This window comes from Pseudomonas sp. NPDC089996 (assembly GCF_044748405.1).
GTDB lineage: Bacteria > Pseudomonadota > Gammaproteobacteria > Pseudomonadales > Pseudomonadaceae > Aquipseudomonas.
The window spans coordinates 102792-120211 of sequence record NZ_JBIVGA010000008.1; the positions used below are offsets into that span (position 1 = coordinate 102792).

Annotated in this window: 5 protein-coding genes; 2 read left to right on the forward strand and 3 right to left on the reverse strand. The window is 64.9% G+C overall.

Translation table 11 applies throughout. From position 1 onward, the window contains the following. Positions 1 to 754 precede the first annotated feature (754 nt). On the forward strand, positions 755 to 1420 hold the full coding sequence (locus tag ACIPW4_RS15900) for an ATP-binding cassette domain-containing protein (RefSeq protein WP_400659673.1): 666 nt from the start codon (positions 755 to 757) through the stop codon (positions 1418 to 1420). A gap of 143 nt (positions 1421 to 1563) precedes the next feature. Here ACIPW4_RS15900 and ACIPW4_RS15905 read toward each other — a convergent pair whose 3' ends face one another. Next, on the reverse strand, positions 1564 to 14505 hold the full coding sequence (locus ACIPW4_RS15905; RefSeq protein WP_400659309.1) for a non-ribosomal peptide synthetase: 12942 nt from the start codon (positions 14503 to 14505) through the stop codon (positions 1564 to 1566). 299 nt (positions 14506 to 14804) lie between these two features. On the opposite strand from ACIPW4_RS15905, the gene ACIPW4_RS15910 reads away from it, so the two are divergent. Further along, positions 14805 to 15335, forward strand: coding sequence for an RNA polymerase factor sigma-70 (locus ACIPW4_RS15910; RefSeq protein ID WP_079229034.1), 531 nt, complete (start codon positions 14805 to 14807; stop codon positions 15333 to 15335). A gap of 123 nt (positions 15336 to 15458) precedes the next feature. Here the strand turns inward: ACIPW4_RS15910 and ACIPW4_RS15915 are convergent, their stop codons facing one another. Beyond that, the gene (locus ACIPW4_RS15915; RefSeq protein WP_400659311.1) at positions 15459 to 16472 is read right to left on the reverse strand and encodes a GNAT family N-acetyltransferase; all 1014 of its coding nucleotides are present in this window, start codon (positions 16470 to 16472) and stop codon (positions 15459 to 15461) included. A 65-nt stretch (positions 16473 to 16537) separates the two neighbouring features. Further along, a complete protein-coding gene (locus ACIPW4_RS15920; protein ID WP_400659313.1) occupies positions 16538 to 17338 on the reverse strand; it encodes a substrate-binding periplasmic protein in 801 nt (266 codons plus the stop codon). Positions 17339 to 17420: the final 82 nt, after the last annotated feature.

Below are 17420 nucleotides of genomic sequence, written 5' to 3' on the forward strand. Positions count from 1 at the left end.
CATCACGCGAATCTTAACCCTAGAGCACCTGAGAGAACCCACAGCCCTTATATGGTCAGCCATCGCGCCCTGCTTATTATTCTTGTTGACACAAGGTCATGCAGAAGCAGAGTCCGCCCGTAATGAGACTTACACTCTCTCCGCATCGTGGTTTTTCTCGTATATCTCTGCAAGCGTTGCTTTTTTTGGTTTCAGTTTTTACCTGATCGGAAGACGTGAGAGCGGTTTCACCAGATCCTTCATCTACCAGCCCGACGCTATTAGGCGTTTTCTGACAGCGCACTTCCTCAGTTATTCCACGGTAAGCGTGCTCTATGCGGCACTCTTTTACCTTCTCACCAAACCGCTGCATGGTGATTACAGAATTACGGAACTGCTATACGTGACCGCATGTTTTTACACCAGCTTCTTGATATTCAGTTGCATCGGACTCGTCGTAGCCGCGCTACCCATTAAATTCAATACAGCCAGCACCTTATTTTCACTGTTATCATTTCTCATGTTGCTCTCTGGGTTCTTAGGATCCGCTCAGTCTCGCTCCGCGCCTCAGGGCGTACTCTCTTTAAACCCACTCCAATTGAGCAGCAAAATATTCAACCATGAAATCCCCCTGTTGACCTCCTTCTGCATCGCGCTCGCGGCGCTGCTCACCGGGCTTTACCTCACTGGGCGATACTTCAGGACCCAACCTGTCTGGAGCAGATACTAAATGAATCTACTCAGCTTAATAGACCTGTGCTTCAGCTATGAAGACATGTTGCTAATGAAAAAAGTTACACTCAACCTAAAGCCAGGGGAATTGATAGGTATTCTAGGCAGCAACGGCGCCGGTAAAACAACATTATTTGATCTCATCTGCAATGTAAAAAAGCCTTCAACCGGGCACATATTCAACTCAGCACAGAGACAAATTTATCTTACCCAAATCCTTACACCGCCGCCGTTGCTGCGCATGAGCGAAACAGGTGATCTCATCAGGCACCTGAACTCATCCAATGCCCCCACCCAAAGCGAAATGCTGGCCCGCTTAGCAAGATGGTCACCGTCACTTTACAAACGGTACAGCTTAATCTCCCAGAAAAAAGTCGCCCGTTGCAGCTACGGTGAGATCCGCAGCTACTTCGCGCTTACGCTATTACTGCTGGAGAGCGATTTGATCATCCTCGACGAACCGACTGCAGGTGTAGACGCGGAGTTCAGGTATTACATCTGGCTAGCCATCAACAGTGCGCGCCAAGAAGGTGCAAGCGTGCTGGTGTCATCCCATTACACCGAAGAGATCGCGGCAAATTGTGACCGCTTCTACATGCTCGCCAACCAGCGGCTTGAGGCGTTTGATAGCGGCGAGGAATTTATGTCGCGTTACAACGCTTCATCCCTCGATGAGGCATTCATCAAAGCGTCCTCTCATGAGGATTGACAGGGAAAACTGCAAAGCCAGCAAGGGGCGACACGGCCGGAGTTGCTCGGGAAAATTCTCGGCAAGCGCTGAAAACTCGATCGCCTGCTCCGGCCCATTCGCGGGACAAGCCCGCGAATGGGGCGCAAAGCGCCCCCAGCTATCTAGAGCCCTTCGAGCTCGGCCATCAGGTCACTGAGCCGGTCAGCCTTGGCCTCATCCACCTCACTGCCCTGCAACCCGCGCACATACTCGGCCAACTCCTCCACCGTGCTGCACTCGAACATCGCCCGCAGCGGCACGTTCAACTGCAACTGCTTCTGCACCTGCGAAGCGATCTGCGTGGCCAGCAAAGAATGCCCGCCCAGCTCGAAGAAGTTGTCATGCACCCCGACCCGCTCGGCCTTGAGCACATCGGCCCAGATACCGGCCAGCGCTTCTTCCAGTTCATCTCGCGGCGCCAGGTAGACCTGGCTGTGCTGCCCGCCGATCTCGATCACCGGCAATGCCTTGCGGTCGAGCTTGCCGTTGGCGTTGTGCGGCAGGCTGGCGAACCAGCCCCAGTGCAGCGGCACCATGTACTCCGGAAGCTCGGCACGCAGGCGCTGCTTGACCTGCTCCAGCAACGCCGTATCGGCGATCACCCCCTGGTGCGCCACCAGGTAGCCCACCAGATGCTTACCATTGGCCCCTTCCTGTACACCCACCGCCGCGTCGCGAATCTCGGCCTGCTCGTGCAGACGCGCCTCGATCTCGCCCAGCTCGATGCGGTAGCCGCGGATCTTCACCTGATGATCGATGCGCCCGACATACTCGAGCACCCCGTCCGGACGCTGCCGCGCCAGGTCACCCGTGCGGTACAGGCGCTCGCCCGGCGCCCCATGCGGGTGCGGGATGAAGGCCAGTGCCGTGCGCACCGGGTCACCGACATAACCACGCCCTACGCCAGTGCCGGCCACACACACCTCGCCCACCGCACCCAGCGGCACCAGGGCCTGGTCTTCGCCATACAGATACAGGCGGTTGTTGTCGGTCGGCGTACCGATCGGCAGGTAACTGCCACGGGTCGAGGCCATGTCGACGCGGAAGAAGGCCACGTCATCCGAGCACTCCGCCGGCCCGTAGGCATTGACCAGGCCGATCTGCGGATAGCGTTGCAGCCATTGCGCAGCCAGTTCCGGCGGCATCGCTTCGCCGGTCGGCAGCATCCAGCGCAGGCCGTCCAGCGCCTGGTGGTCGTTGGCCAGCATGCCCTGGATCAGCGATGGCACGCTTTCCAGCACGGTGATACCGGTTGCCTGCACATGCGCCAGCAAGCCTTGCGGGTCATGGGCGATGGCGTTCGGCACGATGTCCACCCTGGCCCCGAACAACGGTGCAGCCAGGAACTGCCAGACCGAAATGTCGAAGCTCTGCGAGGCGGTCTGGGCAATCACGTCGCGCTCGCTCAAGGCCAGGTACGGCACCTTGCTCAGCTGGTTGTTGAGCATCCCGCGCTGCTCGACCATCACGCCCTTGGGCAGCCCGGTGGAGCCAGAGGTGTAGATCACGTAGGCCAGGTTGTCCGGCCCGCTGTGGATGCCTGGGTTGTGGCTGGCAATGCTGCTGCCCTGCACCTCTTCCCACACCAGCAACTGCGGCCGCGCCACACCCGTCAGTTGGTCCAGCAGCACACGTGCCTGCTCGGCGCAGGCCGCACTGCACACCAGCACCGGCGTGCGGCTCAGTTCGACGATGCGCTGAAGGCGCGCCGACGGCAGGCCCGGGTCCAGCGGCAGGTAGCCGGCGCCCGCCTTGAAGCTGCCGACGATCATGCCCAGCAACGGCAAGCCCCGCTCGGCCAGCAAGGCCACCGGCTGGTCGATGGCCACCCCCGCTGCGACCAGGGCATGGCCCAGGCGGTTGGCCGCCAGGTTCAGCCCGGCATAGTCATACGCTGCATCCAGGCAGCGAGCGACGGTGCGCTCAGGATGGGCGGCAACCTGCGCTTCGAACAGTTCCACATAGCTCTGCGTCAGCGGGTAGTCGCGCCCGGTGCGGTTGCAGTCGTCGAGCAGGAAGCGCCGTTCGTCCTCGCCCAGCAACGGCAACTCGCTCACCTCCCCTTCAAAACCTTGCACCAGCGCCAGCAACAGGCGCTTGAACTCGGCCAGCAGGCGCTCGACCGTCGGGTAGTCGAAGTAGCGTTGGTCGAATGACAGATGCAGGCCCAGGTCATCGCCCGGGTAGCACACCGCCGTCAGCGGGAAGTTGGTGTGGGTGCGGCCCGAGTCGGAAGTGGCATTGAGGTGCTGGGCGTGGTCGAGCACCGCCGTTTCCACCGGGGCGTTCTCGAACACGAACAGGCTATTGAACAGCGGCTGGCCCTTGGGCAGCTCGCTGCAGTCCTGGATCGCTACCAGTGGCAGGTACTCGTACTCGCGCAGCTCCATGTTGCGTTCCAGCACGCCCTGCAACCACTGGCGCACGCTGCGGCGCTGGCCCGGCTCAGGCAGTTGCACGCGCAGAGCGATACTGTTGATGAACAGGCCGACCGTGCGCTGCATCTGCGGCAGGCTCACCGGGCGCCCGGCCACGGTCACGCCGAAGGCCACGTCGCGATCACCACTGTAGCGCGCCAGCACCAGCGCCCACGCCGCCTGGGCAAAGGTGTTGATGGTCAGCTGATGGGCCTGGGCCAATTCACGCAGGCGCACGCCATCGCTCACGTCAAGGCGGGTGTAGCAGTCGCCCACCACCATGCCGTCACCGGCGTGATCGTTGCGCAGCGGGCGATCGCTGGGGAGTGCCGTGGCGCGCTCGAAGCCGGCCAGGTTGGCCTGCCACCAGCGGCGCGCTTCGTCCATGTCCTGGCGTTGCAGCCAGCCGATGTAATCGCGGTAGCGCGGTGGCACCGGCAACTGGGCCTGGCGACCCTCGCCGAGGGCCTGGTAGAGCTCGAAGAAGTCGTTCATCAGCAACGAACGGCACCAGGCATCGATGAGGATGTGGTGGTTGCTCATCATGAACCAGTAGCGCTGCTCATCGACCCGCACCAGGCGCAGGTGGAACGGCGCCTCCTGCAGCAGCGCAAAGCCTGCTTCGCGCTCCTGCTTGTGCAGGGTTTGCAGGCGCGCTTCCTGAGCCTCTGGATCGAGGCCGCGCCAGTCCTGATAGTCCACCGGCGTGCTGCCCGGCTTGTGGATGATCTGCAGCATGGTCTCGCCGGCATTCCAGCTGAACGAGGCGCGCAGTGCCTCATGACGCGCCACCACGGCCTGCCAGGCCTGGGCGAAGCGCTCGGGGTCGAGCGCGCTGTTGATGCGGTAGCGGTCCTGCATGAAGTACAAGCCGGTGCCAGGCTCCAGCAGGGTGTGCAACAGCATGCCCTCCTGCATCGGCGTCAGCGGGTAGACATCTTCGATCTTGGCTGCGGGCACCGGAAGCGCGTCGATCTGCTGCTGGCTCAGGTGCGCCAGCGGGAAGTCCGAGGGCGTGAAGCTGCCGTTGCCGTCGGCCAGGCAGTGGCTGACCAGGGCCAGCAGTTCCTGACGGTAGGCTTCTGCCAGTTGCGCGATGGTCCGCTCGTCATAACGTTCACGGCTGTAGGTCCAACGCAGCTGCAGCGCACCGCCGTAGACCTGGCCGTCGACGCTGAGCCAGTTCGGCAGCGGCGCGTCCAGGTCGTGAGCCAGGCCAGCCGGCGCATCCAGCGGCAGGAACAAGGCGGCTTCGTCGAATTGCTGGTCGAACTGCCCCAGATAGTTGAAGGTGATACGCGCCTGCGGCAGCGAGGCCATGCTTTCGCGGCTGGCAGCATCGCCCAGGTAGCGCAGCACCCCGTAGCCCAACCCCTTGTGCGGCACCTGGCGGAGCTGCTCCTTGATGCATTTGATCGATGTGGCGCGTGCAGCATCGTCGTCGCCGCCCTGCGGGTTCAGGCGCAGCGGGTAGGCGTTGGTGAACCAGCCGACGCTGCGGGTCAGGTCCATGTCTTCGAAGAGGCCATCGCGGCCGTGGCCTTCGAGCTGTACCAGCACCTCCTGGTCACCGCTCCAGCGGCACAGGGTACGGGCCAGCGCAGTCAGCAGCAGGTCGTTGACCTGGGTGTGGTAGGCCGCCGGTACCTGCTGCAGCAACTGCCGGGTCTGCTCCACGTCCAGGCCGATGGCCAAGGTGTCGGCATGCCGATGCAGGTTGCCACCCTGTGGGTGATCGCACGGCAGCTCGTGGCGCACGCCACCGAGCTGGCCTTGCCACCAGCCCAGTTCGTCGCGCAACGAATCGCTGCCGGCATAGCTGGCCAGGCGTGCGGCCCAGTCGGCCATGGCGTGGGTCTTGGCCGCCAGTGGCTGGCCGCGATACAGCGCCTGCAGGTCTTCGAGCAGCACGCGCCAGGACACGCCATCGACCACCAGGTGATGGATCGCCAGCAGCAGGCGCTGGGCGCCCTGCCCGTCACTGACCAGCAGTGCGCGCAGCAGCGGGCCGCGCTCCAGATCGAGGCTGCGTTGCACGTCGGTGTACAGCGCCTGGCAGTCGGCGAAGTCGGCGACGGTGGCGGTCCACAGCAATTGCTCGGCGGACGGCGCAGCGAAGGTGGCCTGGCCCTGCGTGAAGCGCAGGCGCAGGCTGTCGTGGTGCGCCAGCAGCCCGGCCAGGGCCTGCTCGAGGGTGGCCCGGTCCAGTGGCTGGCACGCCTCCAGCAATACCGCCTGGTTCCAGTGTTGCGGCTGGGCCACATCACTGTCGAAGAACCAGTGTTGAATCGGTGTGAGCCCGCTGTGCCCCTCGCGCGGGCCTTGGTCGATGCTGCTTGGCGCCGCGCTGCGGCTGACCACTGCGGCCAGGGTCTGGATGGTCTGGTGTTGGAACAGGTCACGCGGGGTGAACTGCAGGCCCAGCTGACGCGCGCGGCTGACCACCTGGATCGACAGGATCGAGTCGCCGCCCAGCTCGAAGAAGTTGTCCTGCACCCCCACGCGAGGCGCGTTGAGCACTTCGCGCCAGACGTGCGCCAACTGCTCTTCCAGCTCATTGGCCGGGGCCTGGTAATGCTGATGGGCCTGCGCCAGGTCCGGTGCCGGCAGTGCGCGGCGGTCGAGCTTGCCGTTGCCCATCAGCGGCAGGCGTTCGAGCAGCACCAGGTGCGCGGGCACCATGTAGTCCGGCAGGTGTTGGCGCGCATCGGCCTTGACCGCTTCACGCAGTCTGACCTGCGCCTCGCTGTCGGCAACGGCCTGCCTGCATACCAGATATCCCACCAGCTGCTTGCCACCGGGCAGGTCGAGGGCCAGGACCACGGCCTCATCGACATCGGCATGCTCCTGCAGACGGCTTTCGATTTCGCCCAGTTCGATGCGGAAGCCACGGATCTTCACCTGCTGGTCGGCACGCCCGACGTATTCCACCAGGCCGTCAGCACGCAGGCGCACCAGGTCGCCGGTGCGGTACAGGCGCCCGCCGTCATGGCTGAACGGGTCGGCGACAAAGCGCTCGGCGCTGAGGCCCGGGCGGTCGTGGTAACCCTGGGCAAGGCCGGCACCGCCGACGTACAGCTCGCCGATCCCCCCTTGCGGCAGCAAGGCCAGGTCCTCGTCGAGGATGTACGCCGTGCGGGCACCGATTACCCGGCCGATCGGCACGCTGCCTGCGTCGGCAGGCATGACCTGCGGCGCCAGGCAGGCCAGCGGCATGACCACGGTTTCGGTCGGGCCATAGGCATTGAAGAACTGCTGTGGGACAAAGGCCTGGCGGATACGCTGCAGATGCTCGCCGGTCAGCGCTTCACCGCCGGTAATCACCAGCCGCACCGGCAACTGCTCGCCCTGCCCGGCCAGGTACTGGGCCAATTGGCTGCCGTAGCTCGGGGTGAAGCCAAGCACGCTCACCTGCTGCTCGCGCACCAGCTGGCAGATATCTTCGGCGCCCCATTGGCCCTGGGCCCGCAGCACCACGCGGGCACCACACAGCAACGGCACCAGCAGGCGTTCGCTGGCGGCATCGAAGTTGATCGAATAGAAGTGCAGCTCACAGTCATCGCTGCGCATACCGAAGGCGTCGATCACCGCCTGGCAGTGCATGGCGATTTCACCGTGGCTGACCACCACGCCCTTGGGCTTGCCGGTGGAACCGGAGGTGTAGATCAGGTAGGCCTGGTGCTGTGGCAGGTTGAGGTTGTCCAGTGGCGCGTCGCTGAAGGCCGACAGGCTCGCGGCATCGTCTTCCAGGCTCCAGCGTGCCACGCCGTCAGGTAGTTCACCGAGGGTTTCGAGCAGCGCGCGCTGGCTCAGCAGCAGGCCGATGCGGCTGTCTTCGATCATGTAGCGCAGGCGGTCGAGCGGGTATTCCGGGTCGAGCGGCACATAGGCGCCACCGGCCTTGAGAATGGCCAGCAGGCCGACCACCATCTCCAGCGAACGCTCCAGCGCCAGGCCCACGCGCACCTGCGGGCCGACCCCGCGCTCACGCAGGGCACGGGCCAGGCGGTTGGCCTGCTGGTCGAGTTCGGCGTAGGTCATGTGCTGGCCGGCGAAGGTCAGCGCACCGGCGTTTGGCGTACGCGCAGCCTGGGCGGCGAACAGACCGTGAAGGGTCTGGTCGAGGGCAAAATCCTGTTCCCCCTGCAATTGGCCGATCAGCACCTGCTGTTCGGCATCGGCCAGCATCGGCAGCTCGCACAGGCGTTGTTGCGGGTTGTCGAGCAGGCCGACCAGCAGCTGTTGCCAGTGCTCGGCCATGCGGGCGATGCGCGGCTCGTCGAACAGGTCGCGGCTGTAGGTCAGGCAGCAACCCAGTCGGCCGTCGAGGTCGGTGACCTCCAGGTACAGGTCGAACTTGGTGGCACTGGCGTCGTTGACCAGGTAGTCCACCTGCATGCCGGCCAGTGTGCGGCTCTGCTGGAAGGCCCAGCGCTGCACGTTGCACATTACCTGGAACAACGGGTTGTAGGCGCTGCTGCGCGGCGGCTGCAAGGCCTCGACCAGCTGGTCGAACGGCAGGTCCTGGTGCGACTGGCCTTCGATGGCGGCCTGGCGTACCTGGTCGAGCAGGGCGGCAGCCGTCATCTGCCCGTCCAGTTCGCAGCGCAGCACCTGGGTGTTGAGGAAGGCACCGATCAGGCCTTCGCTTTCCGGGCGGATACGGTTGGCCACCGGCGCGCCGATGCGCAGGTCTCGCTGGCCGCTGTAGCGGTGCAGCAAGGCGGCCAGGGTGGCGGTCATGGTCATGAACAGGGTCAGGCCGCGCTGGTTGTTGAAGGCGTGTACGCGGGCCACCAGTGCCGGGTCGAGGTCGAAGCGGTACAGCTCGCCGCGGTGGCTCTGCACGGCCGGGCGCGGGCGGTCGGCGGGCAGCGCCAGCACCGGGTGCTCATCGCCGAGGCGGGCTTTCCAGTAGGCCAGCTGGCGGGCGCCCTCGCCGCTTTCCAGCCATTGCCGTTGCCACACACTGTAGTCGAGGTACTGCACCGGCAGCGGCGCCAGTGGCGACTCGCGGTCATCGACGAAGGCTTCGTAGAGCTCGCCCAGCTCGCGGGCGAAGATGTCCATGGCCCAGCCTTCGGTGACGATGTGGTGCAGGGTCAGCACGAAGTAGTGTTCACGGTCCTCGGTCTTGGCCAGACAGGCGCGCAATAACGGGCCGCGCTCTAGGTCGAATGGCTGGTGGGCCTGGTCATCTGCCAGTTGTTGCAGGCGCTGCTGACGGGCATCGGCCGGCAGCGCCGTGAAGTCCTGCCAGTCCAGCTGCAGCCCGCTGTGCCCGGCCACGCACTGGTAGGGCACGCCATCGATGCTCGGGAAGGTGGTACGCAGGGTTTCGTGGCGCACGATCAGCGCCTGCAGGGCGCGTTCGAAGGCGTCTACATGCAGGGCACCTTTCATGCGTGCCATGCCGCCCACGTTGTAGGCGGGGCTGTCCGGCTCCATCTGCCAGAGGAACCACATGCGCTGCTGCGAGTACGACAGCGGCACGGCCTGGCGGCGGTCGACCAGGGCGATTTCGCCTTGCTGGTTGCACTGGCCGGCAGCGCGGATACGCGCGATCTCCTCGCAGAACGCAGCCAGTTCGCTGGCTTCGAACAGCGCCTTGAGCGGCAGCTCAACATCGCACGCCTGGCGAGTGCGCGAGACAATCTGAGTGGCCAGCAGCGAGTGGCCGCCGAGGGCGAAAAATTCGTCGTGCAGGCCGACCTGCGGCAGGTTAAGCACCTCGCGCCAGATGGCCGCAACCTGCTGCTGCAGCGCGGTCTGCGGCTCGACATGCTGGCGTTGCTGCCAGACCGGTGCCGGCAGCGCCTTGCGGTCGACCTTGCCACTCGGGCCCAGCGGCATCTGCGCCAGGGCTATCAGCTGGGACGGCACCATGTACGCCGGTAACTGCTCGGCCAAGGCGGCCAGCAATGCCTCGGCTTTGGCGGTGCCGCTGTAGTAACCGACCAGCTGCGCACCGACGGCGTCCTGGTGGATCAGCACCAGTGCCTGTTCGACACCCGGCTGGCCTAGCAGGCAGGCCTGCACTTCTTCCGGCTCGACACGGAAGCCGCGCACCTTGACCTGCTGGTCGAGGCGCCCGAGGTATTCCAGGGCATTGTCCTGCACCTGCCAGCGGGCGCGGTCGCCACTGCGGTACAGGCGTGCGCCATTGCCATCGGCCTGGGGCACGAAACGTTCGGCAGTCAGACCCGGGCGACCCAGGTAACCGCGGGCCAGGCCGGCACCGCCCAGATACAGTTCACCCGGCACACCAGGCGCGCTCAGCTCAAGCTCGTCGTCCATTACCCGGCACAGTACGTTGGCCAACGGGCGACCAATCGGCGAGCGCTCGCCGTCCTGCGCCTGGCAATGCCAGTGGGTAACGTTGATGGCGGTTTCGGTCGGCCCGTAGCGGTTGTGCAACTGCACCTGCGGCAGCAGCTGCAGCACACGGTCACGCAGGCTCGCCGGCAGCGCCTCGCCACCCGAGAACAGCCGGCGCAGGCTGCTGCAGCCAGCAGCCAGCGGTTCCTGCACGAACACCTGCAGCAGTGGCGGCACGAAGTGCAGCGTGGTCACGCCATGCGCCTGCACCAATGCCGCGATGCGCTGCGGGTCGCGGTGCTCGCCGGGGCCTGCCAGCACCAGCTTGCAGCCGGTGACCAAAGGCCAGAAACACTCCCACACCGACACGTCGAAGCTGATCGGCGCTTTCTGCATTAGCACGTCGCTTTCATCCAGCGCATAACTGGCCTGCATCCACTGCAGGCGCTCGGCCAGGGCCGCATGGGTGTTGCCCACGCCCTTCGGCCGGCCCGTGGAGCCGGAGGTGTAGATCACGTAGGCGAGGTTGTCGCCCTGCAGGTGCAGCCCGGGCGCATGGCTTGGCCAGCTGTCCAGGTGCAGCTGGTCGAGGGCGATGGCGCTGACACCGTCGACCTGCGGCAGCGTGCCGAGCAGGCTGCTGTGGCTGAGCAGCAGGCTGGCCTGGCAGTCACCGAGCATGTAGGCCAGGCGCTCGGCCGGGTAGTCGACATCCAGCGGCACGTAGGCACCGCCCGCCTTGAGGATGGCCAGCAGGCCGACCAGCAGTTGCGGTGAACGCTCGACGGCGATGGCCACGCAGGTGTCGGGGCCGACGCCTTTGTCGCGCAGGTAGTGCGCCAGACGGTTGGCCTGCTGATGCAGCTCGGCGTAGTCGAGGCTGCCGCCCTCCCAGACCAAGGCGGTACGCGCCGGGGTCAGGCGGGCCTGTTCGTTGAGCTGCTCGACCAGCAACCGCTGCGGCGCGGGCGCAGGCGCCTCCCCCCAGGCCAGCAGTTGCTGGCGACCCTGATCATCCAGCAGCTGCACGTCGCCCAACGGCAGTTGCGGCTGGGCGCAGACTTGCTCGAGCAGCGCCATCAGGTGCTGGGCCAGGCGTTTGACGGTGCTGGCTTCGAACAGCTCGGCGGCGTAGTCGAAGGCCAGGCTCAGGCGGCCCTGGTGATCTTCCTCGCTGTGCAGCTGCAGGTCGAACTTGGCTTCGCGGCTATGCCACGGCAACTCTTCGGCGAGCAGGCCTGGCAGGCGGCGCAGCGCTGACAGGTCACGCTGCTGGTGGTTGAACATGACCTGGAACAGGCCTTGCTCGCGCGCGACGGGCAGCGCTTCGAGCAGTTGCTCGAACGGCAAATCCTGGTGGGCTTGGGCGTCGAGGGTGGCTTTGCGAACCTGGGCTAGCAGTTGGCTGAACGGCAGGCGCCCATCCAGCTGCGCACGCAGCACCTGGGTGTTGATGAAGAAGCCGACCATGCCTTGGGTTTCCTGGCGCGGGCGGTTGGCATTGGGCACGCCTACGCGGATGTCGTCCTGGCCTGTGTAGCGGTGCAACAAGCCTTGCCAGGCGGCCAGCAAAACCATGAACAGGCTGGCCTGCTGCTCGCGGGCCAGGCCCTTGAGGGCATCACCCAGCCTGGCGGGTACTTTGACGCTCAGGCGGGCGGCACGGTTTGCTTGCTGGCTGGAGCGCGGCTGGTCAGGGAACAGGTCGAGCACGGGCGAGTCATCGCCCAATGCGTTTTTCCAGTACGCCAGCTGGCGCGTGCTTTCGCCCTCGGCCAGCCATTGGCGCTGCCAGGTACCGTAGTCGGCATACCCCAGTGTCAGCGGCGCCAGCTTGGCATCCAGGCCCTGGCAACGGGCGGCATACAGCTTGGCGAACTCGTCGAGCAGGATGTTCAGCGACCAGCCATCGGCGACGATGTGATGCAAGGTCACCCACAGCTGGTGGTCTTCGTCATCCAGGCGCACCAGGGTCACTCGCAGCAGCGGGCCCTGGATCAGGTCGAAGGGTTGCTGGGCCTCGTGCTCGCGGCGCGACACCACTTCCTCGGGCGCAAGCCCTTCGAGGTCCAGGCGCTGAAGATTGATCGGCTGATCAGGCAGGACGCGCTGCAGCCCTTGCCCGTCCACTTCGCTGAATACCGTACGCAACGATTCGTGGCGCGCGACCAGCGACTGGAATGCGCCTTGCAGGGCCGCCTCGTCCAGCTCGCCACGCAGGTGCAGCCCCGCAGGAATGTTGTACGCCGCAGACTGTGGCTGCAACTGCCAGGTCAGCCACAGGCGATTCTGGGCCAATGACTGCGGCAAGGCCTGCCCACGGCTCAGGGCAGTGATAGCGCTAGCGGCACCTGCGCCTTGAGCGAGCAAGGTGGCCACGCCAGCGCTGTACTCGGCCAGGGTTGGCGCCTCGAACAGGGTACGCAGGCTCAGCTGGATGCCCAGCTCGTCCGCCAGACGTGCAGTGACCTGGGTGGCCGCGATGGAGTTGCCGCCCAGCAGCAGGAAGTGATCGTCAGCAGCAACCGCCTCGACCTTGAGGGTCTCGCGCCAGATACCGGCGATGCGCGCCTGCAGGTCATCGCCCGTTGCAGCATCCGCAGCCTGCCCGGAGGCTGTGGGAAAGCGCGCGTAGCAATCCAGGCTGCCATCGTTCATGCGCAGGCGGCAGGCCGAACGCTGCAGCTTGCCGCTGGAGGTCTTCGGCAATGCGCCCGGGTTCAGCAGCAGGACTGCAGCCGGCGCCTGGCGACAGGCATCGGCGATCACCTGGCGCAGGGTCTTGATCAGGTCCTCGGGTTTGACCGTCTTCTGCACGTTGCGGCTGATTTCCACCGCTACGCCGATGCCCTCCTCGCCCTGGTCGTCGACGGCGAACACCGCCACGCGGCCCTTGCGCAGCACATCGACTTCACGTTCCAGGGTCTTTTCCAGGTCCTGTGGGTACAGGTTCTGGCCGCGGACGATCAGCATGTCCTTCAGGCGCCCAGTGACGAAGACTTCGCCGTCACGCATGAAGCCGAGGTCGCCGGTGCGCAGCCAGGTCTGGCCGTCCATTTCGACGAAGGTGCGCGCCGTGGCTTCAGGGTTGCGCCAGTAACCCAGGGCGATGCTCGGGCCGCCGGCCCAGATCTCGCCGACCAGGTTATCGCCCAGCACCTCGAGTTGCTGTGGCTCGACGATGCGCACGGCATGGCCAGGCTGAGGGTAGCCGCAGCTCATCAGCACACTGCCCTTGCCGGCTTCGGCACGGTTGGCGGCGAACGCCTCGGCGTCCAGCTCGAGCGCACCAATGCCTTGGCCACGGCGGCTGCCGCTGACGAACAGGGTAGCTTCGGCCAGGCCATAGCTGGCAAAGAAGCTGCCCGGCTGGAAGCCGCAAGCCGCGAACTTGTCGGCGAAGGTGGCGAGGCTGTCCTGGCGGATCGGCTCGGAACCGGAATAGGCCACGCGCCAGCGGCTCAGGTCGAGGCCGGCCAGGGCCGCCTCGCTGACCCGTTCGCTGCACAGCCGGTAGGCGAAGTCCGGCCCGCCACTGATGGTGCCGCCGTACTCGCTGATCGCCTGCAACCAGCGCTGCGGCCGGGCGAGGAAGTAACCCGGCGACATCAACACGCACGGGACGCCACTGAAGATCGGTTGCAGCAGCCCGCCAATCAGGCCCATGTCGTGGTACAGCGGCAGCCAGCTGACGATCACGTCATCGGGGTTGAGATCGATGCCGAAGCCCGAGCGGATCAGCTGCTCGTTGGCCACCAGGTTGCCGTGGCTGACCTGCACGCCCTTGGGTAGCGCGGTGGAGCCGGAGGTGTATTGCAGGAAGGCGATGTCGTGCGCTTGCAGCTGCGGTGCTTGCCAGCGGTCGGCCAATGCCGTATCGAGCGCATCCACCGCCAGCAGCTCGGGGGCGTTGTCACCGTTGAGGGCTTCCAGCCCCTGCAGGCTGTCGTGCAACGCCGCGACCGTCAGCAGCAGGCGCGGTTCGGCGTCGTCGATGATCGACAGCAAGCGCTCCTGGTGGTGGCGACGTGACGACTCCGGTGGGTAGGCCGGCACGGCAATGACGCCGGCGTACAGGCAACCGAAGAACGCTGCCACGTAATCCGGGCCGCTGGGAAACAGCAGCACGGCCCGCTCGGCAAACCCGGCGCGGGCCTGCACCGCTGCAGCGATGGTGCGCGCACGCGCATCCAGGTCGCGATAGCTGAGCACGGCCTGCTCGCCAGGGGCATCGGCCAGAAAGCGCAGGGCGATGCGGTCCGGTGTCTGGGCGGCGCGTTGCGCCAGGGCCTGGACCAGCGAGAGCGGGAGTTCGAAGGCGTCCGTCATGGGGGGTTCCTGCCAGTGTCTGGTTAAGTCGGGCTGGCTGCCTGGCGTACGTTCAGCGGGCAGCGGCCGGATGTACACAGGGGAACGGATGGGCGTGGCAGGAAATTAGCGGCGCGAAGGGGCGTGAGCGGGGGCGAAAGGTGAACTGCATCACGTGCACCGCCTTAGAACTGAAACTAATGGAAACTCATTAACTTTCGTATTTGACAATCATTATCATTCTGAATAGTTTGTCGCACGTCGTAGGAAGCTTCCCTTCAAGGGGTGCTCCCTCTCCCCTTCGAGACAAGGTGACTTCCATGGCGGAACAACTATCCACAAGTAAGTGCGATTCACCATTACTCCAGGCATTCGTCGACAACCGTAGCATTTTGGTCAAGATCGCAGCCCGCATCACCGGCTGCCGCTCCCGTGCCGAGGATGTGGTGCAAGATGCCTTCTTCCGGCTCAGCGCCGCCCCGCAGATCACCTCGTCGTTCAAGGCGCAACTCAGCTACCTGTTCCAGATCGTGCGCAACCTGGCCATCGACCACTACCGCAAGCAGGCGATGGAGCTGAAATATTCCGGCAGCGAAGAGGAAGGGCTGAACGTGGTCATCCCCAACGCTTCGCCCGAGGCCACGCACATCAACCTGGCGGCGCTCGAGCACATTGCCGAGGCGCTGAACGAACTGCCCCAGCGCACCCGCTATGCCTTCGAGATGTATCGCCTGCATGGCGTGCCGCAGAAGGACATCGCCAAGGAACTGGGGGTTTCGCCGACCTTGGTCAACTTCATGATTCGCGATGCGCTGGTGCATTGCCGCAAGACGGCCAACCGGCAGGCCTGATGTTGAGATTGCTGGGGGCGCTGCGCACCCCATTCGCGACACAAGGCCGCTCCTACAGAAAAGCGCAATCCCTGTAGGAGCGGCCTTGTGTCGCGAAAGGGCCGCAAAGCGGCCCCGGCGAACTCAGACCAATCTGCAGCGGTCGAAGAACCGCTCCCGCCCCAGAATCATCAGCGCCGCGCGCTTGTGCGGGAAGTCGAATTCCTTGTCGCAATGGAAGCACTGGTCGTGCATGTAGCCGATCATCTTGCCGTTGTCGGCACGTGGCTCAGCCACTACCCGTTGGGTACGCGGGTCGTCCAGGAACAGGTAGTGCACCAGCGCCGACAGCCAGCTGGCGACCTTGTGCGGGCCGCGATGGGCTTCCTCCCCCACCAGCATGTGGATGCCACGGTCGTAATCGTCGGCCGGGTAGAACGGCGCGATGCGGTCTTCCTTGGCCCAGTAGGCTTCGAAGTAGGCAAACGGCTGGTCATCGAAGCAGCCAATCAGGGTCAGGGTATGGGGGTCAGCCTCGAGCTTGCTCAGGTACTCGCGGTGTTGCTCCAGCGAGCCCGCCTCCTGCCAGAATTTGTCCACCCGCGGGTTGTTCTGCCAGCGGTTATAACGCTCCAGGTCCTGGTCGATTTCCAGGGTACGCAGCGACACCCAGGCGCCCAGGCGCGCATCGAACCGGCGATACACCTCACCCTGCGGTTTGGGCGCCCGGCGCGGGTGACGCTTGCCGTTGCTGAACTGCATCTGCTGCGGGTAGGCAGCACCGGCCGAGGCACCCAGCCACGGCTGCGGCATCTGCCAGAACAAGGCGCGCTCGCACAGGTAGACATGCGGCTGTTCGGTGGCCAGCAGCAACCCGCTGGCCAATGCCTCAGGCACGCTCTCGGCCAGATGCACAGCCAGGCGCTGACGCGCAGGTTCTCGCGACAGCAGCCAGTAACAGGCCGCCCACAAGGCCTGCTGCGGCCGCTCCGAGCACAGACTCTGCACATGCACCTGCAGCGTTTCACCCGGTTCCAGGCGTAGCTGGATCAATGGCTGGCCTTCAAGGGTCAGGCTCAGCCTGCCGTCTCCCTCTTCGGCATTGAGGCTGCGCCAGCGGGGTAAGGACAGGGGATGCGAAGCGGCATCGAACGGCATGGTCTTGGCTCACGGCAAAATGAAAGAAGGGCTCACTTCTGATGACGTGCCCGTGTCGGGGGAATTTAGTCGGTCGGCGCTGCGACGGTGATCCGGTAGGGCTGGAAGATTCTAGTCAGTTCACCTGTGTCGCGCAGGTGACGCATGAGCTCGGCGAACTGGCGATCACTGATCGGTGAACCGGGGCGTAGCAAGGCGTAGTGGTGATAGACCTGATCGATGCGTTGCGAAGCGATCAGCTGGTCGAGACTCTCGGGGTTGCGCGCCAGGAAGTCGCTCAGGTACGAGCGCGTCACCAGGGCAATGTCGGAACGCCCTGCCTGAACCATCAACAGGTTGCTGTCATGGGAATAGGTCAATGTCGCGCTGTAGGTCTTGCGCAGGTAGTTGGGGTCGGGGTTGAAGCTGGCGAAGGCATAGTGATAACCATTGAACAGTGCCAGGCGCTTGCCAGCCAGGCTATCGAAGTAATGCTGGTCACGGCCATTGGCCTTGCGGGCGACGAACACTTCAGCATCCTCCAGGCCCATGTCCACCGTCTGGTGGGGGATCTGCTGCCAGCCCCACTCGGGGTTTTCGAAGATTGCCATGTCGGTGCGACCTTGCTGGAAATCACCAAAGCGGCGCTGAATGGAGGTGGGCACCAGGATGAAGTGGTAGTCCTGCTGCAAGCGGTTCAAGGCCTCGACCAGCTGTGGCAGCAAGCCGGTGTCGGCGCCCTGCTCGGGGCGCACGGTATAGGGCGGGAAATGCGCAGCGCCGATTTTCACGTCGATGGCCTCGGCGGCCCACGCCGGCACCGCCAGCCAGGCTGCGGCCAGCATCAACAGGGTGGGAATTACCTTCAGGCCGGGCGCTGGAGTCAAAGCGGACGCTCATCACGGTTCATACCTGGATGCGCCTAAGCTAGGCGTTTTCCCGGCACGGCACAACTGCTGCTTATGCCAA

Excerpts from the sequence above, each read along its gene's own strand:
- ACIPW4_RS15900 (WP_400659673.1), top strand. The coding sequence starts at position 755 with ATGTTGCTAATGAAAAAAGTTACACTCAACCTAAAGCCAGGGGAATTG.
- ACIPW4_RS15905 (WP_400659309.1), bottom strand. The coding sequence starts at position 14,505 with ATGACGGACGCCTTCGAACTCCCGCTCTCGCTGGTCCAGGCCCTGGCG.
- ACIPW4_RS15915 (WP_400659311.1), bottom strand. The coding sequence starts at position 16,472 with ATGCCGTTCGATGCCGCTTCGCATCCCCTGTCCTTACCCCGCTGGCGC.
- ACIPW4_RS15910 (WP_079229034.1), top strand. The coding sequence starts at position 14,805 with ATGGCGGAACAACTATCCACAAGTAAGTGCGATTCACCATTACTCCAG.